The following is a 26,582-nucleotide window of genomic DNA, read 5'->3' on the forward strand; positions in this document are numbered from 1 at the left end:
TACAGGTAATCTGATTTATTAAACAAAGTGCAATTTCAATGTTAGATTCTTGTCATATCCGCAGACTTAACATATATTAATTTTATGGCTGGGACAGATAAATAAAAATAGTTTGCTTGAGAATCAGTGTAAGTGATGTTAACGATTACTTATTCGCTAAATACACTGACTGCCAGTGGTAACCACACAGTATACAGAAGTTAAATTATTCAGCATATTGTCGCTTTTATAATACATCTAATAATAGATAAACAAATAATGTATTGTTTGTATAGATAAGTAATTTCAAGTCTGAGTTTTATATAACTTTTTGTTTGATATAACAAAAATTATTGTAAATTGGATTAAGTGATAAATAGGGCAGTCAAGCAGCAGTGGTTGTTTAACCACATTTATACAAATATTTATGTTATATTACTTAATAGTTTAACTTAGAATCGTAACGTATTTTTAAGTTATTGAAATAATTTTTGATAAACGCATGATTTACAAAATTTAGGAGTAAACCAATTGAATAAAATATATCGTGCGATATGGAATGAATCCACTCACACTTGGGTGGCTGCTTCCGAATTGGCTAAGAATAAAACCAAAGCAAATACTGTTTCTGGCCAGACTGTAAAGTCATCGCTATTAGGTAAATTTGGCATTAATGCCTTTAAGATGGGGCTGCTTGCCTCGGTTGTGAATATGGCGTTGGCCATTCCGAATGTTTATGCTGCCGGTCGGGCAGGTATACATGCGGATCGATTGATTGGTAGTAATACATCAAATGGCGGTACTAGGTATGCAAGTATTAATGCAATTAGTATGACTGGAGATAATAATGTTTGCGGTGCAGATAATATTAAATACCGTTCCGGACTTAGTTCCAGCTCTGGCTTGGATCCGATAGATGAATATTGGCGTTTTGCAACAAATTACAAATTTGTTTCTGGAAAGAAAGAATATCACCCATATGGTAAAACAGAGGCACCAGAAGAGTGGGAGGCGAGAGAGATTACTACTGGTAATTCAGGCTATCAAGGTGCGCTCACAGGCGGGGATTCCAATAAGCCAGCAAAGGCCTATGGTATTAATTCGTTTGCTCTTGGCTGCCGGTCATATGCAACAGGTAATCATAGTCTTGCTTTTGGTACCAATGCTACCAGTACAGCCGGCGGTGCGCAGGCTTTTGGTATAGCTGCGCTGGCTAGCGGACGTGCTTCCAATGCCATCGGTGTTGTTTCACAGGCTACAGGTGTATCCGCTGTCGCTTTAGGTTCTGTAGCCACCTCTGACGGGGTAGGAAGCGTAGCTCTTGGCTTGCAGGCAAAAGCTGCTGCTGACGGTACTGTAGCGGTTGGGGTGCAATCTCAGGCTGGGCAGGGGTCAGTAGATTCTGCTGTAGCCATCGGTAATAACAATAAAGCCACTGGTAAGCAAAGCATCAGCATTGGTTCCGATAATGAGGTTTCAGGTGTGCAATCAATTGCTATAGGCAATTCTGCAACAGCCACCACATACAATCAAGATAACAGTGAAGTGAAAGATCGGGCTATAGACAATACCCGTATCAGCGGCAACTATACTCTGTCTCTGGGTAATAGTAATGCTGGTTCCGGCGAATTTATTACAGCTAACAATACCGCTATATTTGGTAACAAAAATACCATCAACAACGCTATTGATAATGCACACATTATTGGTAACCGCAATACAGTGGGTATTGCTGGAACAACCTCTACCGCCAACTACGCAACCATAATTGGTAATAATGCCAGTGTCAGTGCATCCTATGGGCTGGCATTGGGTAATCATACCTCTGTCAGTGCCACTAATGCGATTGCTGTGGGCACTGAGGCTCAGGCCACAGCTGCTGGTGCGGTTGCTCTGGGTGCAGGTTCGCTTGCCAATACCGCCGGTGCGGTAGCTGTAGGAAACGTAGAGGAGGGTATTACACGCCAGATAACGGATGTTGCGGCTGGTACAGAGGCTACTGATGCAGCCAATGTTGCCCAGTTAAAGAAACTGGCTTCATCTGTTGCAAACCGTGTGAATAATGTGTCGGTCAACATTGATAATACTCTTACTGCTATTGGTAGTGTTTCCACTTCAATACACGTTGATGCAAATAAGCTTGGTGCAAAGATTGATGCTGTTTCAGCAAAGGCCAATCCTCAATTAACAGACTTAAATACTGCTATATCTAACCAAGAGAGAGTAATATCTGAAAGCATTACTCCGTTCCAACAGGATGCTTTGCTGTATCAGGATGGTGTTTATAATGCTAGCAGGGCAGGCGGCGAAAGCACGAATAAAATAATCAATGTGGCGGCTTCCGCAAATCTTTCTGCTGATTCTACCGATATGGTGAATGGCGGGCAGCTATATACCACTAATAGCAATATTAGCAGTCTGTCCAGTTCTTTTGCTAGCAGTTTTACTGATTTGTCCAATTCGCTGTCTACTACAGTTAACTACGATCCGAAGCAAATATCGACTAGCCTGGATGTGGCCGAAAAAAAAGTTTCTGCCTTGAAAACGGATGCTTTGCAATGGGATGAGGGTGATAAAGCATTCAGTGCCGAACACGGTGATGATGGAAATCAGAAAATTATTAATGTCGAGGCTGGTGATATTTCCAGTTTGGCATCAACTGATGCAGTAACCGGTGGCCAGTACTATGAACTGAGTACATCAATAAGTACCAGTGTAGATGCGCTTACAACATCTGCTCTGAGTACTGCTGGTGAGATGAAGAACGGTATTACTGAATTACCGAAACAAGTGTTGCAGCTTGCAGGCGACAGTTTCAATGCTCAGCGGGATAAAATAGATCAGAAAATTACTGGTGTTGCAAACGCTACGTTGGGAAGTGCTTCAAGCGATGCTGTTACTGGCGCACAGTTATATTCTACAAATAATTCTGTGAACGCATTAACAACTTCAACTGATGCTGGTCTGTCTAATTTTGCTTCACAGTTGACCCAATACTCTGAGGATACCCTGAAAAGTGGGGCTAATCTTGTAAATGGCGTTGGTACAGGTATTGGTGCTTTGCAGAGTGATGCTTTACAGTGGGATAACACAGTTAAGGCATACAGTGCCAATCATGGTAGTGATGGAAAACAGAGAATTACCAATGTGGCCGATGGCCGTGTGGTGTCAGGTTCAACTGATGCGATAAATGTTGGCCAGATTTATTCGTTCTCGCTTTCTACTGTTTCAGAAATACAGAAAGTGAGTAATGGTCTAAATGGTTTATCTATAGAAGAGATTAACAAACACACAACTGCCATTGATTCAGGCCTCAAAACCGCCAACGAGAATATAACGGCATTAAAACAAAATGCATTGCAATGGAAGGGCAAAGCCTATGATGCCAGCGATGTTAATGGCAATAAAGGGCGCATTACTAATGTGGCAGAAGGAAGTACAGCGCAAAATTCCTCAGATGCCGTAATTGGTGCACAGCTATACAGTACGAATAGCCAGATAACTTCGCTCTCTACTGCATTCGTTGACAGAATCTCTGATTTTGCACAGGCAACTACATCCGAGCTGGGCAATCTCTCTAATGTATTGCAAAACGCTTCTGTTCCAAGTCTGGATGATTTGTCTGCTAAGACAGATGCGCGCCTGAACGAAATGAACAACAAGATTCCTGCGCTACAGCAGAATGCATTGCAATGGGATGAGAGTGCTAAAGCATTCAGTGCCAGACACGGTGGTGATGGAAATCAGAAAATTACTAATGTTGCTGATGGTAGGGTGGACAAAGGGTCAAAAGATGCAGTAACAGGTAATCAGTTGTATAACACCAATACAGCCATCAGTAATCTGGGTGACAAAGTAGCCGCCGAGGCGAGCAGTTTAACCAACTCTCTGAGTACCATATCCAATGAAAGCATAGCTAACTTAACCAATTCATTGCAACAAACCAATACCAAACTGACAAGTCTGTCTGAAACTACAGCAGCAAAATTGGGTAGTATCAGCAACGATATATCCAACTTGCAGGACAATGCACTGCAATGGAAGGCTAATCCTGATGGTACGGGCATGTATGATGCCAGCCATGGCGGTAAGGCTCAGCTTATTACCCATGTCCGCGCTGGTGCTGTGGCTAAAGATTCTACTGATGCCATTAACGGCAGCCAGCTCTTTAGCTTGTCCAGCTCCACCGCAACAGGTTTGAGCAGCCTGTCGACCAGTCTGGAGAACCTTACCGAAAACCAGTCGGGCAGCCTGTCCAGCGCTATTGCTGGTAGTCTGAGTGCTATCTCTGACAAGCTAGGCGTAATTGATCGCGATGTGACTGCATTGCAGAAGAATGCATTGCAATGGAACAGTACCAATGGTACTGAAGGTGTCTTTGATGCAACCCGTGGAGGCAAATCTCAGCAACTAACCGGTATTGCCAATGGCACAATCAGTGAAACTTCAACTGATGCCATCAACGGTATGCAGATGCACAGCCTGTCAACGGCAACCTCATCTAGTCTGAGCAGTCTGTCGACCAGTCTGGATAGTACTACTCAGAATCTGACGGTATTACAGCAGAATGCAATGCAGTGGAACGATTCACTGAAAGCTTATGATGCCAGCCATAATATTAATGGTGAAGTTGTGGCACAGCGGATTACCAATGTGGCTGCCGGCCAGAACGATACCGATGCGGTTAATTTCAGCCAGCTTTCAAGTCTGTCCAGCTCTACTTCATCCGGTCTGAGCAGTTTGTCGACAGTAGTTTCAACGGCAGTGACTACTGAAATCGGTAACATCTCTAACTCTCTGTCTAGCGGCTACTCAGGTCTGTCAGATAGCCTGAGTACAACAAATGATAGACTGGACAAGCTGGTGAGCAACACCAACACCCGCATAGACAGTCTGTCTACCGGTTATGTGGAAATGCACGACAGTGTGGCTAAACTGAAAGAGGATAGCCTGAACAACCTGAGATGGAATAGTGAGTATAATGGAGGTGAAGGCGCATTTGATGCCAGCAAACCAGGCAGCCTCACTCGTGCTTCTGAACCAGGCAAGATTGTTAATGTGGCCAATGGCGATATTAGTGAGCATTCGCATGATGCAGTAACAGGCGGACAGTTGTTTACTGTGAAAAGTGATCTGGCCAGTTTGTCTACCGCTACTTCAAACAGTTTGTCTTCGATAAACAATATGCTGCAAACAGGTGGGATTAGTAGCAGTATTTCTAACCTGCAGGTAGATATTTCTAGCCTGCAGAAAAATGTATTGCAGTGGAAGAGCTCTCTGGGAGCTTATGATGCCAGCTATGCTGGTAAAGCACAGCGGATTACCAATGTGGCTGATGCCCAGAATGATACCGATGCAATCAATTATGGTCAGTTGTTGACTGTGAAAAACGGACTGGATAGTCTGTCTACGACAGTAAGTAAATTATCTACAGGCGGCGGTATTTCACAAGACGCTTTCGCAATTAGCAACCAGATTTCCTCCCAAGACGCTCTGACTAGTTTGTCAACTGCACTTGGCAACCAGATTGCCTCTATAGCATCAGGTCTGGGTGCTTCGTACGATCCGTCTACAGGCGTTAATTTGAATGGATATGATATTCATAAGCCGGATGGTAGTATAGAGAAAGTAACTAATGTGCCTGATGCACTGCAAAAGATACAGGATTATGGTACGAAGTATGCGAAAGTCAACTCCCCGAACGGAATAGCAGCAATTGCATCGGGTGATGATTCGATAGCAGTAGGTGGTGGAGCGGTTGCCGCTAGTAATTCGGCCATTGCGATAGGTGCTTCAGCTTCAGCAAATAAAGTGGCAGACAAAGGTATAGCGTTGGGCAACGGTGCACAGGTAACGGTGGCTGGAGGTGTTGCTCTGGGAGCGGGCTCAGTAGCGAGCAGGGAAGCCGGAATAGTAGGTTATATACCGGAAACGGCAACCGAGGAGCAGAGAAACGCTATCGTAGCCACGCGGAGTAAGGATTATGGTGCGGTATCTGTGGGTGATGAAGATAGTAGACAATACCGTCAGATAACCGGTGTTGCTGCGGGTAGTCTGGACACGGATGCTGTGAATGTGGCTCAGCTTAAAGCTGTGGATAATCAGATTGGCAAGGTAAATGAATATGTTAACCAGCTAAGTGATAATATTCACCATGTTGAGCGTCGTGCCTATTCAGGTACGGCAATGGCCATGGCTTTATCCGGTGCTTATCTGCCATCCCTGAACTCTGGTGAACAGACTGTGGGTCTCGGTGTGGGTGCATATCGCAGCTATGGTGCCGTTGGTGTAAACTATAAGGCGGCAAGTAAAAACGGTAAGGTTACATGGGGCGCAGGTGTTTCCACTACTGGTAAGGAGGTAGCTGTTAACTCAGCACTTGGCTTTAAGTGGTAAAAAATTCTGACTGAGCAGACTTCTGGTCTTCCACTGTGAAGCCAGAAGTCTTATTTGTTTATTAGTAATAGCATTTTTACTCATAATACGGATTTGTATGCGCATCGGTATTTCTGTTATCACTCATGCCAACCAGAATATCTGGGAGAATGGCATGGGTCAGAATATTATATTTTTGGCTCAGAGTCTGAAGGCTATCCCGTTTGTTAAATCGGTTGATCTGATTAATGTGGGCGGGCAGCCGGGTATGGCCGAACAGATTGATTTAAATTTGTTTGATTTGCGCTTAATGTCAGAGCAGGAAGCTGGTGATGCTTTCGATGTCATTATTGAGCTGGCAGGTGCATTGAGTCCACAATGGCTGGCTTTACAGCGGGCTCGTGGTAAAAAGGTGGTGTATTATTGTGTTGGCCAGCCTTATGTAGGATTGGTGGAATATAATGTATTTGAAAAACCGACCAATTTTCCGCCAGTAGACCGTTCTGATGAGGTGTGGCTGTTACCAAAAGATAAGGCTTATATCCCCATACTGCGTACAATGTACCGCCGTCCGGTACATGTTACACCCTATCTGTGGGATCCGATATTTGTATCCAGACGCAAACAGGAAATCGGTGAGCTTGGTTTCCATTTTGGCTGGCGCAGCAATTTGCATGATGGTATTCAGACACCTTTGAATGTAGCTATTTTCGAACCCAATATTTCTGTTGTGAAAACGTCATCCATTCCGATGCTGGGCTGTGATGAGGCTTATCGCCAGCAGCCGCAGTCAGTAGGTATGATGCATGTGCTCAATACGTTGCATATGAAAGACCATATGACGATGCTGTATCTGGCCAATTCACTGAATCTGGTTAAGGAGCACAAAGCCTGCTTTTATGGTCGCCATGATATAGCCGGTTTTATGGCGCAGCATGCCAATGCTGTGGTTTCGCATCAATGGTGTAATGACCAGAACTATCTGTATCTGGATACACTGTATGGTGATTATCCGCTGATTCACAATTCGCCATGGTTAAAAGAATTTGGTGCTGGCTATTATTATCCGGATTTTGATGCACGTGAAGCAGGCAAACAATTGATTCAGGCCTGGCAGTATCATGAGGAAAATCTGGGTAGTCAGCGTCAGGCCGCGCAGGCATTGTTTAAGGCTACGGCGCCTCTGGCTGAAACCAATATCGCTGCCCATGCACAACTGTTATCTAATCTGTGTGCTGATCGTCCAGAATTATTAAGAGGTTAACCCATGTCGTCGGTGTCTTCACTTCGGGTAGGTGTTTCGATTTATGTGCGCAAAGGAGCACAGTCGCTGTGGGAAAACGGCATTTTTCAGAATTGCCTGTTTCTGGCGATGTTGTTACAGAAATCACCGATTGTGGGTAATGTGGTGCTGGTGGCTGGTTCCGGCGATGGGGATATGCAGGATGCAATGAACTTTCTGCAGGATTCGCCAGTACCGGTGATTGATATGGCCAGTGCCATGAATGAGCTGGATGTCATGATTGAAATGAGCGCCCAGCTGGCCAGAGAATGGATGATAAATTTCAAGGCCAAAGGTGGTAAAGTAGTTAGCATGCGGGTGGGTAATGATTATGTGATTGATATTGAACGTATGCTGTTCGATAAGCCATCTGCCTTGCTGATTACGGGTGCACCATATGATGAGGTATGGACCTTACCTGAATACGAAAAAAGCTGTATGCCATACTTCGCCAGTACATTTCGTGCTCCGGTACGGCTTATGCCGCATTTATGGAGCCCGGTTATTCTCGATCGCGCCTGTGAAAACCTGCCTGAAAGCGAACAGTTTGCCTATCAGCCTGGCCGCAGACGCTGGCGTATTGGTATGTTTGAACCCAATATGTGTATGGTGAAAACTAGTTATATGCCTATGCTGGTATGTGAAAACGCACATCGGCTCAATCCTGATTTTATCGAGCATATTTACGCCTGTAATACCATGAATCTGAAAAAGCAAAATGCTTTCAATCTGTTTGCCCAGAGTCTGGACATTGTGCGGCATGGCTTGACTTCGTTTGAGGGTCGTTATCCGATCTGGCAGGTGGTATCCCGTTATTGTGAGGCAATTGTTTGTCATCAGTGGGAAAATGCGCAGAATTATATTTATTATGAAGCTTTATATGGTGGCTATCCGCTGATTCACAATTCACACCTGATTGGTGATTGCGGATATCGCTATCATGATTTTGACTGTGAAGAAGGTGGGCAGAAACTGGTGGATGCATATAAGATGCATGATGAAAATCTGGCCAGTTACCGTGAGCGGGCAAATGTCTTTCTGGCAACACTGGATCCTGAAGCGGAAAGTAATGTCCGCTGTTATACTGAGGCACTTGAATCCCTGTTTAAAGCCTAGGTTACACTGATTTAGTTTACTGCTTGGTATCAGGTATATATAAAGCCAGTCTGCAATAATATATTTCTGTTGAAATCATGAATTTATCTAATAATCCGGATTTAATTTCCAGCCATACGCCAGCACGTTTGCGTATTGGGATTACCATTGGTCTGAATCATCCTAAAGAAACGCTGTGGAATAATGGCATTAAACAGAATGCTGTTTTTCTTGCTGAAGCACTGAAAAATTGCCCTAATGTAGACTCTGTGGTGTTGGTAAACACCACTGATATACCGATTACCTCAAGTTTTCCATGGGATTTGCAGATATGGCCAACCAAAAGTTTCTTTGAGGCCAAAGATCAGGTTGATGTACTGATTGAGCTAGGTGGACAGATTAGTGCTGCGCAGACGGCCTATATCAAGGATAGAGGCGTACATCTGATTTCTTATTGCTGTGGTGTTGAGTATATTCAGATGATGGAAGCGATTTTGTTTTCCCGCAATATGGGTGGCGCTAATCTGTTTATTAACCAGCGTTATGATGATATCTGGATGATTCCACAGGTTGCTAATTGCAGTCGGGCGTATTTTGAGGTGTTTCGTCGGCATGAGGCACGTGTGGTGCCGTTTGTATGGAGCCCGGTATTTCTGCTTCAGAAGACCGCAGCCATGCCATTTCAGGGCTTATGGCAGGAGCCGGATCCGCGCAATGGCTGGCGTTTGTCAGTAATGGAGCCGAATATCAATGTAGTGAAGTTCTGTCTGTATCCGATTCTGATTGCTGAAGTGGCATATCGCAGTGCACCTGAAGCCATTAATATCCTGCAGGTTTGCAATACTTTGCCAATGGCGCAGAAATGCATGGAATTCATTGCGCTGATGAATCAGCTGGATATCGTGAAAGGTCACAAGTCAGTATTTCTGGGTCGTTATGATACGCCGACATTTCTGGCTACCAATACTGACGCAGTAATTTCACATCAGTGGGAAAATCCGCTTAACTACTTCTATCTGGAAGTGTGCTGGCAGGGCTATCCTCTGATTCACAATGCCGAGCTGATTTCCGATCTGGGCTATTATTACGCTGGCAATGATGTGCAGGCGGGAGCCAAACAGTTGCTTGCAGCGATGAGCAATCACGCTTATAACGCAGCTCAATATAGGCACGACCAGCGTCAGCAGATTGCCCGTTTCCTGCCGAATAATCCCGATCTGGTGGCCAGCTATTCTGCTTTGCTGACAGAAGTAGTGGCCAGACCATTGCGCTAATTGCTATTATTTTTTGCGCATAAAAGTATTGATGTTATCCTCCAGCATAGTGCAGATACGCTGTATGGCTTCTTCGCTGCCCCATGCCATATGCGGGGTAATAATCAGGTTAGGTAGTTGAGCACGCAGTAATGGATTACCATGTACGGGTGGTTCTTCGCTCAGTACATCTACGCCTGCTCCGCCTAACTGGCCATATTTCAATGCGGCTACTAAAGCCTGTTCTGCTACCAGACCACCGCGCCCGACATTAATCAGTATGGCCTGTGGTTTCATCATTTTTAATTCTGCCTCACCAATCAGATTACGGGTTTGTTCATTCAGCGGGCAATGCAGGGATATGACGTCGGATTCCTGTATGAGCTGGGTAAATGGTGTGTAGCCATGACGGCAGTTGCTGGCGTTTTTGTGTTCACCCCAGAGAATATGCATCCCGAAAGCCTGAGCCCGGGTTGCCAGTGCCTGTCCGATACCACCTTTGCCGAAAATACCCAGTGTTTTGCCATTCAGATCGTGAATAGGTGCGCCGAAGTGGCAGAAAAAAGGGCTATTTTGCCATAATCCGGCCGCTACATCGCGCTGGTAGGCGGGTAACTGGCGCATTAATGCTAAAATCAGCATCATTGCATGTTCGGCAACAGTATCGTTGCCATAGCCACGGACATTGCGGATGGCTATGTTGTGTTGTTGTGCGGCCTGCTGATCTATGTGATCTAGACCGGTAGCAGGGACGGCAATTAATTGCAGTTGCGGACTGTTGCTGATGGCATTTGCATTAATACGTACTTTGTTGGATACAACGATGTTGGCGTGAGCGATTCGGGCAGCGACTTCATCCGGACTACTATGGTTGTAGCTGGTGATGTGATGAGGAAAATCGAAGTTGAACGGGAACTCGGGTAGGGTGGCACGGTCCAGAAAAACAATTTCGCTAGTATTCATGTTGTCTCCTGATAAATGAAAATATTGCTGTGGACAATAACATGCATGGGTTAAATGTCTGTGTTACAGTGTACGCTAATTTATTAGTCAAGGATGAATGAATATGGGTCTAGTGATTGAAGATTTGCAGCAAGGTACTGGCCGGGAAGCTATTAAAGGTAAGGAAATCACGGTACATTATACTGGTATGCTGGAAGACGGTATGGTGTTTGATTCCAGTATTACCCGTCAGCAGCCGCTAACATTTACTCTGGGTGCTGGTATGGTGATTGCTGGCTGGGACGAAGGTTTTGACGGCATGAAAGTGGGCGGTAAACGTAAACTGACTATTCCGCCACATATGGCTTATGGTAGCGATGGTGCTGGCGGGGTGATTCCGCCTAATGCTACGCTGATTTTTGATGTGGAATTATTGCAGGTTGATGATTGATTTGCAGTTGTATACAGGTTTTGTTCAGGCAGCTGTCTCAGGCTGCCTGAATTGTTTTGATAAGCTGGGGTTTTGATGATGGAGAATAATCCGACTATTGCTGCGATTGCAACTGCGCCCGGGCGTGGTGGAGTGGGGGTAGTGCGTTTATCCGGTAAAAATCTACTGTCTCTGGCACAAAAATTAAGTGGTGGCAAAACGCCTGTACCACGCAGGGTGATGTACACCGATTTTGTTGATGAACAGGGTGCGGTTATTGATAATGGTTTGCTGCTGTATTTTGCTGCACCGGCCAGCTTTACTGGTGAAGATGTGGTTGAGTTACAGGGGCATGGCGGGCCGGTGGTGTTGCAGATGTTATTGCAACGCTGCCTGCAACTGGGCGCCCGGCTGGCTGAACCGGGTGAGTTTACCAAGCGTGCTTTTCTAAATAACAAGCTGGATCTGGCACAGGCTGAAAGTGTGGCCGATTTGATTGATGCTTCCAGTCAGTCAGCAGCACGCATGGCGGTGCGCAGCCTGAAAGGGGCATTTTCGCAGGAAATTCACCGGCTGGTGGATGAGCTGATTACTTTGCGCATGCTGGTGGAAGCAACGCTGGATTTTCCGGAGGAAGATATTGATTTTCTACAGGCAGCGGATGCCAGTGGCAAGCTGCTACAGTTGCGCAGCCAGTTGGATAAAGTGCTGCAACATGCACAACAGGGTGCGCTGCTGCGTGAAGGCATGAATGTGGTGCTGGTAGGGGCACCAAATGTGGGTAAATCAAGCCTCCTCAATGCGCTGGCTGGTGATGATGTGGCGATTGTCACTGATATTGCTGGTACCACGCGGGATACGGTAAGAGAGCAGATTACGCTGGATGGGGTACCGGTACATATTATTGATACGGCTGGTTTGCGTGAAACGGAGGATGTGGTTGAACGTATCGGTATTGAACGCAGCCAGCAGGCAGTACAGCAGGCAGATGTAGCGTTGATACTGGTTGACCAGCGTGAAGGAATAAATGCCACCACTGCGGCGATTCTGGCACAGTTACCAGCTGGTTTACACAAGATTGAAGTGCATAATAAAATTGATTTAACAGGTGAAGATGCTGCGAGTGTTTCACGTGAAACCGGCCAGCTACAGGCGTTTACGGATGCAGAGCAGGTGATTGCTCTGTCTGCCAGAACGGGTAGTGGTCTGGATTTGCTGCGTCAGGCGCTGTTGCAGCAAGTGGGCTGGCAGGGAGAAAGTGAAGGGCTGTTTCTGGCACGAACACGCCATATTCAGGCACTTGAACAGGCTCAGCAGGAGCTGGTGAATGCCAGTTTGTGTCAGGATAATCAGATTGAGCTATTTGCAGAACATTTGCGTCTGGCACAAAATGCATTAAATGAAATTACCGGTGAATTCAGTGCCGATGATTTACTGGGGGTGATTTTCAGCCGGTTTTGTATCGGTAAATAAGCTTTTGTCAGAAGATGATTGTCTGACAGCAGCACTAACTATCGCTTTTGGTGGATAGTTAGTGCTTTTTTTCGGCTTTGGATATAGCTTAATTGCTATGGTGATAATAAAGCGGGCGGGGATTACTGGTTAGGTTACAGCGGTTGTAGGAGGGCAAATCTTGGCTGGGTCTGGCCATTGGTGGTTATGGCTTCGTTAAACATGCTTTTGGGTCGTACCCATGTTGAATAATCACCATACAGACACTGGTAGATAACCAGTTCTTCTTCGGTTTCGCTATGGCGTGCTGTTCCGATAACCTGATACAGTTTGCCCTTGTAATGCTGATAAATGCCACGTTGCATGTGTGTTTCCTGCTTTGGGTGAATGCCGCCGGTGTGTTCTGACGGCGGGGTGATATAACTAAAATCTCTTTGATTACAACTCGGTATTCTTTTGGCTGCTTGCTGATTAATTATACAATGTTTTGAATGAATTATAACAAGATGCCATATTAAGGAATACAGAACATGAATAATGACCCACGTACCAGAATGCCGGATGCGCCATTGTCAGACAATGAGCGGCTCAAAGGTGACAGTAATTATCTGTATGGCGAGATTGCTGCTGATTTACATGATGGAATTACCGGTGGGTTTAATGGTGATGATTTCCAGTTGATTCGTTTTCATGGCATGTATGAGCAGGATGACCGCGATGTGCGTGCACAGCGGCAGGCAGCCAGACTGGAACCGTTGAAAAATGTGATGATGCGCTGTCGTCTGCCTGGCGGAATTATTACGCCAAAACAGTGGCTTGGAATAGATGAGTTTGCTACAGCACATACGCTGTATGGCAGTATTCGCCTGACTACGCGCCAGACTTTCCAGTTTCACGGGGTGTTGAAACATGATATCAAGCCGATGCATCAGTGGTTGCATCAACTGGGGCTGGATTCGATTGCTACGGCTGGTGATATTAACCGTAATGTTTTGTGTACCAGTAATCCGGTTGAAAGCAGTCTGCATCGGGAAGCCTACGAATGGGCACGCAGAATTTCCGAACACTTATTGCCGCGCACACATGCTTATGCTGATATCTGGCTGGACGGGGAGAAGGTACTCAGTTCGGAACTGGCCGCGCCTCTGTCTGAGGGTGTCAGTGGTGATGCAGTGGAACCGATTAATGGCAAAACTTATTTGCCGCGCAAATTCAAAACGGCGCTGGTTATTCCGCCACTGAATGATGTGGATTTGCATGCCAATGATTTGAATTTTGTGGCCATTGGTGAAGCTGGCCGGCTGGTTGGTTTTAATGTGCTGGTGGGTGGTGGTTTGTCTATCGAACATGGTAATCAGCGTACGTTTCCCAATACAGCCAGAGATTTTGGTTTTATTCCGGTAGAGCAGGTATTGCGCTGTGCGGAAGCGGTGGTAACAACACAGCGGGACTGGGGTAACCGCAGTGATCGCAAGAACGCGCGCACGCGTTATACGTTGCAGCGTGTGGGGGTGGATGTATTTAAGGAGGAAGTTGAGCGGCGGCAGGGCTTTAAATTCGCTGCCAGCCGCCCCTATGAATTAACTGAGCGCGGCGACCGTATCGGCTGGGTACACGGTGAAGACGGGCGCTGGCATCTGACTTTGTTTATTGAAAATGGTCGTTTGCTCGACTATCCGGATCGGCCGCTGAAAACGGGTATGCGTGAGCTGGCCAGAATTCATAAAGGTGATTTCCGGCTGACTGCCAATCAGAATGTGATTGTGGCCGGTGTGCAGCCTGAAGATAAGGATGAGGTTGAACGGATTGCACGTCAATTCAGGCTGATTGATGATGGGATTACAGAGCAGCGCAAAAACAGCATGGCCTGTGTTGCTTTTCCAACCTGCCCGCTGGCAATGGCAGAATCTGAACGCTTTTTGTCTGGCTTTATCGATCAGGTTGATGCGCTGATGGCGCAATATGGTCTGGCACAGGAACATATTATCCTGCGCGTTACAGGCTGCCCAAATAATTGCGGCCGTGCATTGCTGGCCGAGATTGGGCTGATTGGTAAGGCCATTGGCCGCTACAATCTGTATGTTGGTGGTAATCGTGCCGGCACGCGTATTCCGCGCTTGTTCCGCGAGAATATTACGGTTGATGAGGTGCTGGTTATCTTACAGCAGTGGATTGCCCGCTGGGCACAGGAACGTAATGCAGCTGAAGATTTTGGCGATTTTGCCATTCGTGTCGGTATTGTCAAACCGGTAGTGGATGCAGCGGTGGATTTCTGGGATGCAGACAAAGTGCCAGTGTGAGGAATGAGTCTGACGGATACGTTACTGTGTTCGAATTAAATAGTCTGAATACCTGATGACGGGTTCAGACTATTTTAATATTTATGTTTCTGATTTATGGCTTCGGGCTGGCATAAATCTGGTCAAATATGCCGCCATCGCTGAAAAAACGTTGTTGTGCTGCTGTCCAGCCGCCAAATTCTTTATCAATGCTAATCAGTTGCAGACGAGGAAACTGATGGCGGTATTCTGCCATGATTTTCGGATTAACCGGCCGGAAATAGCTTTGCGCAATCAGCCGCTGTGCGCTGTCACTGTACAAATGTTGCAGATAGGCGTTGGCCAGCCTGCGCTTGTCCGGAGTAGTCACATTGCTGTCAACTACTGCTACCGGAGGTTCACACAGGATAGAGAGGGACGGGGTGATGATTTCAAATTCGTCTGGTGCCTGTTTGAGTGCCAGTCTGGCTTCATTTTCCCATGCCAGTAATACATCGCCCAGTTGACGGTGGGTGAAGGTAATGGTTGCGGCACGTGCGCCGGTATCCATCATGGGCACATGCTGGAGCAGAGCGCGTAAAAATGCCTGTGCACTGGCATCGTTACCATCTGGCTGGTGTTTGGCCCATGCCCATGCGGCCAGAAAATTCCAGCGTGCCCCGCCGGATGTTTTCGGGTTAGGGGTGATGATCTGGACATTATTCTGTATCAGGTCGCTCCAGTCATGGATATGTTTGGGATTACCCTTGCGCACCAGAAAGACAATGGTAGATGTATAGGGCGTGCTGTTATAAGGTAAACGCTGCTGCCAGTCTGGTTGCAGTAACGCTTTTTTGCCATGGTTCAGGGCGTTGATGTCGCCGGCCAGTGCCAGCGTCACGACATCAGCTTTCAGGCCATTCTGTACGGCGATAGCCTGCTTGCCGGAGCCGCCATTAGACTGGCGGATATGAATTTTCTGGCCAGTTTGCTGATACCAGTATTGCTGAAAATCAGTATTGTAGTGCTGGTACAGTTCACGAGTGGCATCGTAAGAAGCATTAAGCAGGGTTGTTTTGCTGTTGTTATTGCTATCGCATGCTGTTAAGCCTATCAATATTGTCACCAACAGGCCATAGTGGCGGAATTTGTTCATGCCAGAAGTTTTGTTTATAAATGGATGTTTTAATGTAGCAATGCGGGCGTGAGGACGGAAATACTGTTTTTTTGTTTATTTATAACCAAAAGCAAGGTGGTATGCTGGCTGAGTGTCTGAATACTGGTGCAGTGGTTATGATAGATTTGAAAAAGTTGGGTGGTGCTGTTATAAACCGCTTTTGATTTTAATCTGTTTGATTGAGAAAATTACATGAAGAACCAGAATGCAAAGGTTGCAGCCAATAGAAAGCTGTTAACACGGGAAGATGTACGTACCTTGATGCTGTCATCCTTCGGTGGCGCGCTGGAGTTTTATGATTTTGTAATTTATGTTTTTTATGCCAAGGTATTGTCTGAACTGTTCTTCCCGGCCGGATTAAACCCGTTCTGGGCAATGCTCAATACTTATGGTATTTTTGCTGCCGGCTATCTGTTCCGCCCGCTGGGCGGCATTGTGATGGCACATTTTGGTGATTTATTCGGGCGTAAACGTTTGTTTGCGCTGTCTATTATGATGATGGCACTGCCGACGCTTTTTCTGGGGCTAATGCCTACTTTTGCTACTATCGGCTATGTTGCGCCGGTATTGCTGTTGCTATTGCGCATGATACAGGGGGTGGCGATTGGTGGCGAAATTCCGGCAGCTTGGACTTTTGTATCTGAGCATGTGCCTGAAAAACATGTGGGTATGGCCAATGGCTTTCTCACTGCTGGTCTGTCGCTGGGTATTTTACTCGGTTCGCTGATTGCGCTGGTAATGGCAAAACTATTTAGTAGCGCAGAGATTCTAGAGGGGGCATGGCGTATACCCTTTATTTTAGGAGGGCTGTTTGGCCTGCTGACTTTGTATTTGCGCAGTTATCTGCGTGAAACACCAGTATTCAAGGCAATGCAGCAACGCAAAGAGTTGGCAACAGAAATGCCAGTTAAATTACTGATTAAACAGCATAAAATTTCTGTAACCATTGGTATGCTACTCACTTGGTTTCTAACCGGTTGTGTAGTGGTGATTCTGCTGGCCATGCCGCAATTACTCACTGGTACCTTTGGTTTTTCCAGTACTCAGGCATTTGAAATGCAAAGCATGGCCATTGTGATGCAAATGCTTGGTTGCATTATGTATGGCGTATTTTCCGACCGTGTGGGTACGGGCCGGATGCTGATTGGCGGAATTGCGTTTACTGGTTTGATGGCTGCGGTATTCTATCCGGCACTAGGGAAATATGGAGAGGGTATAATTTTTGCCCTGTATATGCTGCTGGGGCTGGCTACTGGTGTGGCCGGTATTATTTCAGCAGCCATGATTCGGATGTTTCCGCCTGCTATCCGCTTTACAGGAATTTCATTTTCTTATAATGTGGCTTATGCGATTGTTGGCGCTTTAACACTACCACTGGTGCAATGGCTAAGCAGTTTTAGCCCGATTGGCGCCATGTATTACATTCTGCCTTTATGCGTAATGGGCTTGCTCACTGCCTGCGCATTCCAGTACCGTTATCAGCGCTAATGCCATAGCAGTAGTGGCCACCGCAAAAAAACTGCTTTATCCCGATGCAGCAACCACTGTGGATAAAGCAGCTTTTTTTGTCAGCAATCAGGCATTGCCTGCATTGGCCTGTTGAGCCTGATACATGGCCTCGAAGTTGATCGGAGCGAGCATTACCGGCGGGAAGCCAGAGCGGGTAATGGTATTGGATACGGTTTCGCGGGCGTATGGGAACAGAATGTTCGGTGCGGCCACAGCCAGCAACATTTCCACATCGTCTTCAGCAATATTGGCAATGCGGAAAATACCACTTTGTGCCACTTCGTTCAGAAACAGAACACGTTCGTCGGTCATTTTGGCGGTAACGGTGACGGTAATGGTAACATTATAAAACTCGTCTTCTAGTTTTTCAGCAGCAGAAGTTACACGCATTTCGATTTGTGGTTCGCCGCTTTCTAGAAAAATTTGTGGTGCATGCGGCACTTCCAGTGATAAATCTTTCAGGTAAATTTTTTCAATGCTGAATACCGGTTGTTGTGTAGTTTGTTCTGGTGTTTCTTCTTTTTTGCTCATGCTTTTTCTTTCAACAAAGGGATAAAAGTTAATGTTGCAGATTCATGCTGCCGCGCAGGATGAAGGAGAAAAGAGGATAGTACGTGCTTAGCCTGCCAGCAGATCGTCTAGTTTACCTGCTTGATTCAAAGCATTCAAATCGTCAAAGCCGCCAACGTGTACTTCACCAATATAAATCTGCGGTACAGTGCGACGGCCAGTGCGCTGCATCATCTGTTCACGGATTTGTGGGTCGGTATCAATGCGGATTTCATTAATATCGGTTACACCTCTCTGTTTGAGTAATGCTTTGGCCATCTGGCAATAAGGGCATACACCCGTGGTATACATGGTAATCGGTTGCATTGCAATTTCCTCGTATGCGTACAGATACTGATTAGAATAGAGTAGCATACCGCGAACTGGCGATACTGAACAGGTGCAGGCTTTCTTTGGCTGTATGCTGCGGTATAATTGGTTAATATTCATATAACAAACGGACATATACAGATGATTCGTTTTGAGCAGGTTTCAAAAATATATCCGGGCGGTTTTGCCGCACTGAAAAACCTCAGTTTTTCTATTAACAAAGGTGAGATGATTTTTATTGCCGGCCATTCTGGTGCGGGCAAATCAACTATTCTTAAACTGATTAGTGGTATTGTTAAACCAACCAAGGGCAAGGTGTGGCTGAATAATCAGGATTTAGGACGCCTGAATGACAACCAGCTCGGCTATTTGCGCCAGCATATCGGTATTGTGTTTCAGGACCATAAATTGCTGTTTGACCGCAATGTGCTACAAAATGTGATGTTACCGCTGCGTATTATCGGTTATGAGCGCAAACAGGCGGAGCGCAGGGCACGGGTGGCCATTGAAAAAGTTGGACTAGACGGGCGTGAGCTGGCTGATCCGATTACCCTGTCCGGTGGTGAGCAGCAGCGGTTGTGTATTGCCCGTGCTGTTGTACACCAGCCCAGCCTACTGATTGCTGATGAGCCTTCGGCCAATCTGGACAGAGCCTATGCACTGGATATCATGGAGCTGTTCAAAACGTTTCATGAAGCCGGCACCACGGTGATGGTGGCCGCACATGATGAAACATTAATGGCTGATTATGGCCACCGTATCATCCGCTTGCAGGAAGGCAGGTTATACGCATGAATCAGTTTATTTCACTGCATAAAGAGGCAGGTTGTAAAGCATTGCGCCAGTTGCTGCGCCAGCCGGTTGCAACCTTGCTGATTTTACTTATGCTGGCGATTGCCATGACTTTACCACTGGCTTTGTATCTCGGGGTGCAGAGTGGGCAGAAGGTACTGGGGCAGATGAATGAAGTACCAACCATAACCCTGTATATGCAAGTTGATTCTAAGGCTAGCGACAATCAGACAGTTGAAAAAGCCTTGCGTGGCAATAAGCAGCTGGAAAAAGTGGTGTTTGTAAGTAAACAGCAGGGGCTGGAAGAGTTACAGCGCAGTATGGGTAATCAGGACCTGGTTTCAATGCTTGACAGCAATCCTTTGCCAGATGCATTTACCGTTACTCCACAAGTGGATACACCAGAGGAGCTGGCCGCATTGCAGACTCAGCTCGCACAGCTACCAATGGTAGAAAGTGTGAAAATGGACGCTGAATGGATGCAAACCCTGTATCAGATTAATCAGTTTGTCCATCACCTGTTGTGGTTTCTGGCCATTACACTGGGGCTGGCATTTGCTCTGGTGGCCTATAACACTATTCGTTTGCAGATTCTCAGCCACCGTGAAGAAATCGAAATCACCAAGCTGTTAGGGGCACCGGCATCATTTATCCGTCGGCCGTTCCTGTATCTGGCTATCTGGCAAAGCCTCTTGGCTACGGCCATCAGTATCGGATTGTGTTACTGGCTCAACTACCAGACCCAGCCCTTACTCACTGCCATTTTGCAGCCATATGGGGTGCATGTTGTCTGGCGTTTTTTCAATCTCTGGGAAGTGCTGACTATTTTACTGGTGGTTTGTGGATTGGGTATGCTGGGTGCGTGGCTGGCCACCCGCCAGCATTTGCTCAGTTTTAAATCCGTACGATAAAAATATCCCCGCGAGTAGCGGGGGTATTTTTGAGTAAGACTAGATCAGCAAAAAACCGGCTTCTGCATGCTCCCCGGTATCGATACTAAATTATTTTTGCTGACGTACCTGTGCAGCCTGTGCCAGTAAGGCAAGCATGGTTTCTGTTTCTTCCCAGCCAATGCAGGCATCGGTGATACTCTGGCCATAATTCTCCGGATTGTCCTGTCTTCCGGCCATCAGATTGCTCTCTACCATCACTCCCATAATGTGCTGTTCCCCGGCCTGAATCTGGGCGGCAATATCCTGTGCCACTTCCATTTGCCGGCGGTAATCCTTGCAGCTGTTGGCATGGCTGCAATCAATCATCAGGTTGGGTGTTACCTGATGTTTGTTCAGTTCATTTACTGCTGCCTGCACATATTCATGGCTGTAATTGGGTGTTTTCCCGCCGCGCAGGATGATGTGACAATCCGGATTGCCACTGGTGCGCACAATGGCCGAATGACCTGCTTTGGTTACTGAAAGGAAATGATGCGGATGGCTGGAAGCGCCAATGGCATCAATGGCAATTTTCAGATTGCCATCAGTGCCGTTTTTAAAGCCTACCGGACAGCTTAAACCGGAAGCCAGCTCGCGGTGTACCTGACTCTCCGTAGTGCGTGCACCGATTGCGCCCCAGGAAATCAGGTCGGCAAAATACTGCGGAGTAATCATGTCCAGAAATTCGGTAGCTGCCGGCATGCCCATGTTGTTCAGTTCCAGCAACAGTTTGCGAGCCAGACGCAGGCCATAGTTAATATCGTAGGAACCATCGATACGCGGGTCGTTGATAAATCCTTTCCAGCCTACTGTGGTGCGTGGTTTTTCAAAATAAACCCGCATCACAATCAGTAATTCTTTAGCATATTTTTCGCGTAACACATTCAGCCGTTGTGCATATTCCAGTGCGGCTGCTGGGTCATGGATAGAACATGGGCCGATAATCACCAGTAAACGCTTGTCTCTGCCATGTACCAGAGCAGCAATTTCATCGCGTGTATTATGTACTACTTCAGAAGCTTGTTCAGTGATGGGTAATTCATATAAATGGGCAATAGGTGGCAACAGTTCTTTAATTTCTCTAATTCTAACGTCATCTATTGGGCGAGATGCAACCTGATTCATAATAATTCCTGTTTAACACTATTATTCTAAATTTAAATGATTTACCTATCAGGCTATAATGAATGTGCTTAAAAAGCAAGGATTAAACTTTCGCATAGCTATATTATTGCTCTGATATTAATTTATATAGCAGATAATCATTTTTTATGCCTGATTGGCACATATTCTTAGAATAATATATTAATAAAAACCATTTTGTTGTCTTTGCATAGTAACTAAAATCTTGCAACCGTGATTTTAATCCCAAGTAAATTTCCGGTATAATCGCCCATCCTGTGGTTCGTAAACCTCCCACATTAAAAAACTAGGAAATCAACTATATGCGTGCACAAAATGATCTGGGCACAGTGAGCTTGCTGGGTAATCAGCATACGGAATACCGTAGTGATTATGCGCCTGAGCTGCTAGAAGCCTTTAACAATCAACATCCCGATAACGACTATTTCGTTAAATTTATCTGTCCCGAATTCACCAGCCTGTGCCCGAAAACCGGCCAGCCGGACTTTGCCACCATTTATATCAATTATCTACCGCGTTTGCGCATGGTGGAAAGTAAATCTTTAAAACTGTATTTGTTCAGCTTTCGCAATCATGGTGATTTTCATGAAGATTGTGTCAACATTATCATGAAAGACCTGATTGCCCTGATGCAGCCAAAATATATTGAAGTATATGGTGAATTTACGCCGCGTGGTGGTATAGCCATCCATCCGTATGCCAATTACGGTGAAGCGGATACGCGCTATAGCGATATGGCCGCACAGCGTTTACTCCAGTTTCAGGTGAAATAATAGCTGCACATTGCATTGCTATACCTTTTGCCAGATTCAGTGCATTGGCGTGGCTTACGCTACCTGATGTGATGGTGGCTGGCTGATTGATAGGAACAAATATGTATGAATTTTCTGCTGCGCAGCGCCATAAGGCATTGCGCTGGCTTACTTTTTGGCACATGCTGGTGATTGTGGCCAGTAATTATCTGGTACAGTTTCCCTTTACTCTATTTGGTTTGCACAATACCTGGGGAGCTTTCACCTTTCCGTTTATTTTTCTTACTACGGATTTAACTGTACGGATTTTTGGTTCTGGTTTGGCTAGACGGATTATTTTCTGGGTAATGCTGCCTTCATTGCTGTTTTCCTATGCCATTTCCGTGCTGTTTCAGGATGGGCACTGGATGGGCTGGGCGGCATTAAGCCATTTTGATTTATTTGTGGCACGGATTGCGCTGGCCAGTTTTGCTGCTTATGTTGTCGGCCAACTAATGGATATTCTGGTATTCAATCGGCTGCGGCAATGTCAGCGCTGGTGGCCGGCACCGAGTGCCTCTGCTGTTCTGGGCAGCGCTGTCGATACATTACTGTTTTTTGCCGTGGCGTTTTATCATTCCCCGGATGCATTTATGGCAGCCAACTGGCTACAGATTTCCCTGACAGATTATGCTTTTAAAATCAGCGTTGCCGCACTTTTCTTTCTGCCTACTTATGGAATTGTGCTGCGCTATTTATTGTACCGGCTGACAGCTTTAGCTCCGCGTACCGTAAACAGGTAATTTAGCATCAAATCATGATATCCCATCAATCAGGCCGCTTTTAAAGCGGCCTGATTGCTATAACAGCTTCTGTTATAATACGCGCCTATTTTCAAATACCTGGCTAAGGGAACATCATGGAAGCAGAGCGGATTAATCAGTTAAACAATATTCTGGATGATATGGCATCCCGCAGTCACGATTTACGGAGGTATCTTTGACTACGCTGGCAAAAAAGACCGTCTGGAAGAAGTAATTGGTTTGTCAGAAGACCCAGAGTTGTGGAACGACCCAAAAAAAGCGCAGGAAGTGGGCAAAGAGCGTAAAGTACTTGAAGGCATTGTGCTGACGCTGGATCACCTGCATAGTGGTATCGAAGATAATCGCATGCTGCTGCAAATGGCCGTAGAGGAAAATGATGCCGATGCCTTTGCTGCGGTACAGGCAGATATTACTGCCTTGCAGGAAGAAGTGGCACAGCTAGAATTTAAACGCATGTTTAATCAGCCGGCCGATGTCAACAACTGCTTTATTGATATTGTTGCCGGTGCCGGTGGCACAGAAGCGGAAGACTGGGCAGGCATGTTACTGCGCATGTATGTGCGCTATGGCGAACGCAAAGGCTTTAAAGTAGAAATCCTCGAAGAAGACGAGGGTGAAATTGCCGGCGTCAACCGGGCTACCATCAAGCTGGATGGTGAATACGCCTATGGATTGCTGCGTACCGAAACCGGTATCCATCGTCTGGTACGCTATTCACCTTTTGATTCCAATAACAAACGGCATACTTCGTTTGCTTCAGTATTTGTGTATCCCGAGGTGGACGATAGTTTTGAAGTTGAAATCAATCCGGCAGATTTACGCGTAGATACATACCGTGCATCTGGTGCCGGCGGACAGCACATTAACAAAACCGATTCAGCCGTGCGCATTACGCACGAACCTACCGGTATTGTGGTGCAGTGCCAGAATGACCGTTCGCAGCATCGCAACCGCGAAGAAGCGATGAATATGCTTAAGGCAAAGTTATTTGAGCTGGAGATGCGCCGCCGCAATGAAGAAAAACAGAATCTTGAAGCCAGCAAGGATGACGTGGGCTGGGGACACCAGATTCGTTCTTATGTATTCGACTCATCGCGCATCAAGGATTTGCGTACCGGCTACGAAGTCGGCAATATCAAGGCGGTTATGGATGGCGACCTTGATGGCTTTATCGAAGCCAGCCTGAAACAAGGTGTTTAAATAAAGGGTCACAAGGCTGCCTGCTGTATCTAGGCAGCCTTAATTTTGTAAGGTACGTGCATGGACTGCATTGATGTCATCATTCCCTGCTACAACGCAGAAAGCACACTGACGCGGGCAATTAAAAGTGTGCTGGTACAGCCGGAACTGGGTTGCCTGTGGCTGGTTGATGATGCTTCTACCGATAATACCGCCGGCCTGATTCAGCAATGGCAGCAGCGTTATCCACAACAGATTCGGGCAGAGTTTCTGACAACTAACCGCGGGCCAGCACTGGCACGCAACTGGGCAGCATTGCTTTCAGCCAGCAGCCATATTGCTTTTCTGGATGCTGATGATGCCTACCAGCCCCATGCGCTACAGGCAGCCAGCGCAGTATTTCGTTTTCGTCCACAGGCAGGCTTGCTGCGTTTGCCGGTAACTGGACACAATATTCCAGAACATTATCGTCAGCATGCGCAGTTTGCTCTGGTCTGGCGTACCTTTGAAATGATTACGGCCACCAATACAGTTTTTAACCGCGCCTATTTTCTGGCCTGTGGTGGTTTTCCGGCTGATTCACTGTTTCGGCGTCTGGGCGGCGAAGACGGCGCCCTTGGTCTGGCCACGGTAGAAAGCTGTATGGTGGCCACCCTCTTTGATGAAGCCGGCATGGCTGATATTGGTGTCGATTTTTATGGCCACGACAGCATGCATGTACGTAAGCTGCTGGATGCCATGCTGTTCGGGCAGAATCGTCCCGATTGTGATGATGCAGCATTGCAGCAGGCAAATGCCGTTACTCAAACCATTGTGCAACGTTTGCAGAATTTGCGCCAGATACTGGATTATCCCAACCCGGGTAAGCAAGCGTTACAGCTTTTTACGGATTAACCGCTTCACCCTATGTGTAATGGTTATCTGAATTTTTGTCTTTTTATAACTCTGGAAGTAGAAGAAACATGATAAATCCGTTATCTGCCCTGTCTCCGTTGGATGGACGCTATGCGCCGGCTGTGGCTGACCTGCGGCCGATTTTCTCCGAATATGGCCTGATGCATGCGCGTGTACAGGTAGAACTGAGCTGGCTCAAAGCACTGGCAGCCGAAGCCGGAATCAGTGAAGTGCCGCCATTCAGTGCGACTACCATTGCCGAGATTGACCGCGTCATTGCTGATTTTTCTCTCGAAGATGCTCAGGCAGTTAAAGCCATTGAGGCCACGACCAATCATGATGTTAAAGCCATTGAATACTGGTTGAAACAGCGCTTTGCCAATGTGCCAGAAGTACTGGCTGTCAGTGAGTTCATTCATTTCTCCTGTACCAGTGAAGATATCAACAATCTGTCACATGCCCTGATGCTGAAACAGGCGCGGGATGAAGTATTACTGCCCAAGCTTAATGAACTGGTAACCGTATTGCGTAATCTGGCACATACCCATGCGGCTTTACCGATGATGTGCCGTACTCATGGGCAGCCAGCTACCCCCAGTACCCTTGGCAAAGAAATTGCCAATGTGGTGGCACGATTACAGCGCCAGATTCAGGCTGTACAGCAACAGCAGTTTCTGGGCAAAATCAATGGTGCTGTGGGTAATTACAATGCCCATCTGGTGGCTTATCCCGATATAGACTGGGAAGGCCATTGCCGCCGTTTTGTTGAGTACAATCTGGGACTGACTTTCAATCCCTATACCATTCAGATTGAACCACATGATTATATGGCGGAATTTTTCCAGAACATCAGCCGCATTAACACCATTCTGATTGATTTTAACCGCGATATCTGGGGCTATATCTCTATTGGTTACTTTAAGCAGAAAGTGAAAGCCGGCGAAGTGGGTTCATCCACCATGCCGCACAAAGTTAATCCAATTGATTTTGAAAATTCAGAAGGTAATCTGGGCATGGCCAATGCCATTCTGGGTTTTCTGGCCGAAAAATTGCCAGTTTCGCGCTGGCAGCGTGATTTAACCGACAGTACTGTATTACGAAACATGGGCGTGGGTTTCGGCTATACTATACTGGGGCTAAGTGCCCATTTGCGTGGTCTGAATAAGCTGGAAATCAATCCAGCCGCATTTGCCGCAGACTTGGATGCCACATGGGAATTACTGGCTGAGCCGATTCAGACAGTTATGCGCCGCTACGGCGTAGCCAACCCATATGAACAGCTCAAAGAGCTTACCCGTGGTAAACACGGCATTACCCCCGAAAGTTTACAGGTTTTTATTAATCAACTGGCTATTCCAGATACAGCAAAAGCGCAGTTACTGGTACTGACACCAGCATTATATGTAGGTAAAGCACAGGAACTGGCTGAACGGATTTAAATCTTTTTCAGATATAA

General features: G+C 46.4%; 21 protein-coding genes and 1 riboswitch. Of the genes, 15 read left to right on the plus strand and 6 right to left on the minus strand.

All coding sequences use genetic code 11. The features are described 5' to 3' along the window. Positions 1-510: 510 nt before the first annotated feature. From BGI33_RS05640 to BGI33_RS05655, 4 genes are all read left to right on the plus strand, one after another. Complete coding sequence (locus BGI33_RS05640; RefSeq protein ID WP_100090327.1) at positions 511-6,375, plus strand: ESPR-type extended signal peptide-containing protein; 5,865 nt, start codon at positions 511-513, stop codon at positions 6,373-6,375. 97 nt (positions 6,376-6,472) lie between these two features. Beyond that, a complete protein-coding gene (locus BGI33_RS05645; protein ID WP_100090328.1) occupies positions 6,473-7,618 on the plus strand; it encodes a DUF2827 domain-containing protein in 1,146 nt (381 codons plus the stop codon). A 3-nt stretch (positions 7,619-7,621) separates the two neighbouring features. Further along, positions 7,622-8,752, plus strand: a complete 1,131-nt coding sequence (locus tag BGI33_RS05650; RefSeq protein WP_100090329.1) for a DUF2827 domain-containing protein — start codon at positions 7,622-7,624, stop codon at positions 8,750-8,752. A 77-nt stretch (positions 8,753-8,829) separates the two neighbouring features. After that, the gene (locus BGI33_RS05655; protein ID WP_100090330.1) at positions 8,830-10,005 is read left to right on the plus strand and encodes a DUF2827 domain-containing protein; all 1,176 of its coding nucleotides are present in this window, start codon (positions 8,830-8,832) and stop codon (positions 10,003-10,005) included. A 6-nt stretch (positions 10,006-10,011) separates the two neighbouring features. On the opposite strand, the gene BGI33_RS05660 is transcribed toward BGI33_RS05655, so the two are convergent. Beyond that, positions 10,012-10,947 carry a D-2-hydroxyacid dehydrogenase gene (locus BGI33_RS05660; RefSeq protein ID WP_100090331.1) on the minus strand — a complete coding sequence of 312 codons (936 nt, stop codon included), beginning with the start codon at positions 10,945-10,947 and terminating at the stop codon, positions 10,012-10,014. A gap of 103 nt (positions 10,948-11,050) precedes the next feature. On the opposite strand from BGI33_RS05660, the gene BGI33_RS05665 reads away from it, so the two are divergent. Then, a complete protein-coding gene (locus BGI33_RS05665; RefSeq protein ID WP_100090332.1) occupies positions 11,051-11,377 on the plus strand; it encodes an FKBP-type peptidyl-prolyl cis-trans isomerase in 327 nt (108 codons plus the stop codon). A 75-nt stretch (positions 11,378-11,452) separates the two neighbouring features. Further along, positions 11,453-12,829: a tRNA uridine-5-carboxymethylaminomethyl(34) synthesis GTPase MnmE gene (mnmE, locus tag BGI33_RS05670; RefSeq protein ID WP_100090333.1), complete on the plus strand. Its 1,377-nt coding sequence runs from the start codon at positions 11,453-11,455 to the stop codon at positions 12,827-12,829. 134 nt (positions 12,830-12,963) lie between these two features. Here mnmE and BGI33_RS05675 read toward each other — a convergent pair whose 3' ends face one another. After that, a complete protein-coding gene (locus BGI33_RS05675; RefSeq protein ID WP_100090334.1) occupies positions 12,964-13,173 on the minus strand; it encodes a DUF1653 domain-containing protein in 210 nt (69 codons plus the stop codon). A gap of 165 nt (positions 13,174-13,338) precedes the next feature. Here BGI33_RS05675 and cysI point away from each other — a divergent pair, with 165 nt between their 5' ends. Continuing rightward, positions 13,339-15,108 (plus strand): assimilatory sulfite reductase (NADPH) hemoprotein subunit, encoded by a 1,770-nt coding sequence (gene cysI, locus BGI33_RS05680; protein ID WP_100090335.1) that lies wholly within the window; start codon positions 13,339-13,341, stop codon positions 15,106-15,108. Positions 15,109-15,202: 94 nt separating this feature from the next. Here the strand turns inward: cysI and BGI33_RS05685 are convergent, their stop codons facing one another. Then, entirely contained in the window at positions 15,203-16,222 is a 1,020-nt protein-coding gene (locus tag BGI33_RS05685) for a sulfate ABC transporter substrate-binding protein (RefSeq protein ID WP_100090336.1), read from the minus strand. A 213-nt stretch (positions 16,223-16,435) separates the two neighbouring features. Between BGI33_RS05685 and BGI33_RS05690 the strand changes: the two genes are divergently transcribed. Further along, positions 16,436-17,731, plus strand: a complete 1,296-nt coding sequence (locus tag BGI33_RS05690; RefSeq protein ID WP_100090337.1) for an MFS transporter — start codon at positions 16,436-16,438, stop codon at positions 17,729-17,731. Between the two features lie 87 nt (positions 17,732-17,818). Here BGI33_RS05690 and secB read toward each other — a convergent pair whose 3' ends face one another. Together secB and grxC are read right to left on the minus strand one after the other, a co-directional pair. Further along, entirely contained in the window at positions 17,819-18,283 is a 465-nt protein-coding gene (secB, locus tag BGI33_RS05695; RefSeq protein ID WP_100090338.1) for a protein-export chaperone SecB, read from the minus strand. Positions 18,284-18,370: 87 nt separating this feature from the next. Further along, complete coding sequence (gene grxC, locus BGI33_RS05700) at positions 18,371-18,628, minus strand: glutaredoxin 3 (protein ID WP_100090339.1); 258 nt, start codon at positions 18,626-18,628, stop codon at positions 18,371-18,373. A gap of 144 nt (positions 18,629-18,772) precedes the next feature. Here grxC and ftsE point away from each other — a divergent pair, with 144 nt between their 5' ends. Continuing rightward, positions 18,773-19,426: a cell division ATP-binding protein FtsE gene (gene ftsE / locus BGI33_RS05705; protein WP_100090340.1), complete on the plus strand. Its 654-nt coding sequence runs from the start codon at positions 18,773-18,775 to the stop codon at positions 19,424-19,426. Continuing rightward, positions 19,423-20,334, plus strand: coding sequence for a permease-like cell division protein FtsX (gene ftsX, locus BGI33_RS05710; RefSeq protein WP_100090341.1), 912 nt, complete (start codon positions 19,423-19,425; stop codon positions 20,332-20,334). Before ftsE ends, ftsX begins: the two co-directional genes overlap by 4 nt. 90 nt (positions 20,335-20,424) lie before the next feature. Here the strand turns inward: ftsX and aroG are convergent, their stop codons facing one another. After that, on the minus strand, positions 20,425-21,480 hold the full coding sequence (aroG, locus tag BGI33_RS05715; protein WP_100090342.1) for a 3-deoxy-7-phosphoheptulonate synthase AroG: 1,056 nt from the start codon (positions 21,478-21,480) through the stop codon (positions 20,425-20,427). Between the two features lie 269 nt (positions 21,481-21,749). Beyond that, positions 21,750-21,794, plus strand: a riboswitch (PreQ1 riboswitch). A 6-nt stretch (positions 21,795-21,800) separates the two neighbouring features. On the opposite strand from aroG, the gene queF reads away from it, so the two are divergent. From queF to purB, 5 genes are all read left to right on the plus strand, one after another. Then, the gene (gene queF / locus BGI33_RS05720; protein ID WP_100090343.1) at positions 21,801-22,271 is read left to right on the plus strand and encodes a preQ(1) synthase; all 471 of its coding nucleotides are present in this window, start codon (positions 21,801-21,803) and stop codon (positions 22,269-22,271) included. A gap of 101 nt (positions 22,272-22,372) precedes the next feature. Continuing rightward, a complete protein-coding gene (locus tag BGI33_RS05725) occupies positions 22,373-23,032 on the plus strand; it encodes a 7-cyano-7-deazaguanine/7-aminomethyl-7-deazaguanine transporter (protein WP_100090344.1) in 660 nt (219 codons plus the stop codon). A gap of 116 nt (positions 23,033-23,148) precedes the next feature. Further along, a protein-coding gene (gene prfB, locus BGI33_RS05730) for a peptide chain release factor 2 (RefSeq protein WP_100090345.1) occupies positions 23,149-24,253 on the plus strand; the annotation gives its coding sequence in 2 pieces (ribosomal slippage) (positions 23,149-23,229 and positions 23,231-24,253; 1,104 coding nt in all). Between the two features lie 60 nt (positions 24,254-24,313). Beyond that, positions 24,314-25,126: a glycosyltransferase family A protein gene (locus tag BGI33_RS05735; protein ID WP_100090346.1), complete on the plus strand. Its 813-nt coding sequence runs from the start codon at positions 24,314-24,316 to the stop codon at positions 25,124-25,126. A 68-nt stretch (positions 25,127-25,194) separates the two neighbouring features. Then, the gene (gene purB, locus BGI33_RS05740; protein WP_100090347.1) at positions 25,195-26,565 is read left to right on the plus strand and encodes an adenylosuccinate lyase; all 1,371 of its coding nucleotides are present in this window, start codon (positions 25,195-25,197) and stop codon (positions 26,563-26,565) included. The last annotated feature ends 17 nt before the right edge of the window (positions 26,566-26,582 follow it).

It is taken from the genome of Snodgrassella alvi (assembly GCF_002777425.1).
GTDB classification, from domain to species: domain Bacteria; phylum Pseudomonadota; class Gammaproteobacteria; order Burkholderiales; family Neisseriaceae; genus Snodgrassella; species Snodgrassella alvi_B.

Coding starts and splice junctions, on each gene's coding strand:
- BGI33_RS05645 (WP_100090328.1), top strand. CDS start 6,473: ATGCGCATCGGTATTTCTGTTATCACTCATGCCAACCAGAATATCTGG.
- BGI33_RS05650 (WP_100090329.1), top strand. CDS start 7,622: ATGTCGTCGGTGTCTTCACTTCGGGTAGGTGTTTCGATTTATGTGCGC.
- BGI33_RS05655 (WP_100090330.1), top strand. CDS start 8,830: ATGAATTTATCTAATAATCCGGATTTAATTTCCAGCCATACGCCAGCA.
- BGI33_RS05660 (WP_100090331.1), bottom strand. CDS start 10,947: ATGAATACTAGCGAAATTGTTTTTCTGGACCGTGCCACCCTACCCGAG.
- BGI33_RS05665 (WP_100090332.1), top strand. CDS start 11,051: ATGGGTCTAGTGATTGAAGATTTGCAGCAAGGTACTGGCCGGGAAGCT.
- mnmE (WP_100090333.1), top strand. CDS start 11,453: ATGATGGAGAATAATCCGACTATTGCTGCGATTGCAACTGCGCCCGGG.
- BGI33_RS05675 (WP_100090334.1), bottom strand. CDS start 13,173: ATGCAACGTGGCATTTATCAGCATTACAAGGGCAAACTGTATCAGGTT.
- cysI (WP_100090335.1), top strand. CDS start 13,339: ATGAATAATGACCCACGTACCAGAATGCCGGATGCGCCATTGTCAGAC.
- BGI33_RS05685 (WP_100090336.1), bottom strand. CDS start 16,222: ATGAACAAATTCCGCCACTATGGCCTGTTGGTGACAATATTGATAGGC.
- BGI33_RS05690 (WP_100090337.1), top strand. CDS start 16,436: ATGAAGAACCAGAATGCAAAGGTTGCAGCCAATAGAAAGCTGTTAACA.
- secB (WP_100090338.1), bottom strand. CDS start 18,283: ATGAGCAAAAAAGAAGAAACACCAGAACAAACTACACAACAACCGGTA.
- grxC (WP_100090339.1), bottom strand. CDS start 18,628: ATGCAACCGATTACCATGTATACCACGGGTGTATGCCCTTATTGCCAG.
- ftsE (WP_100090340.1), top strand. CDS start 18,773: ATGATTCGTTTTGAGCAGGTTTCAAAAATATATCCGGGCGGTTTTGCC.
- ftsX (WP_100090341.1), top strand. CDS start 19,423: ATGAATCAGTTTATTTCACTGCATAAAGAGGCAGGTTGTAAAGCATTG.
- aroG (WP_100090342.1), bottom strand. CDS start 21,480: ATGAATCAGGTTGCATCTCGCCCAATAGATGACGTTAGAATTAGAGAA.
- queF (WP_100090343.1), top strand. CDS start 21,801: ATGCGTGCACAAAATGATCTGGGCACAGTGAGCTTGCTGGGTAATCAG.
- BGI33_RS05725 (WP_100090344.1), top strand. CDS start 22,373: ATGTATGAATTTTCTGCTGCGCAGCGCCATAAGGCATTGCGCTGGCTT.
- BGI33_RS05735 (WP_100090346.1), top strand. CDS start 24,314: ATGGACTGCATTGATGTCATCATTCCCTGCTACAACGCAGAAAGCACA.
- purB (WP_100090347.1), top strand. CDS start 25,195: ATGATAAATCCGTTATCTGCCCTGTCTCCGTTGGATGGACGCTATGCG.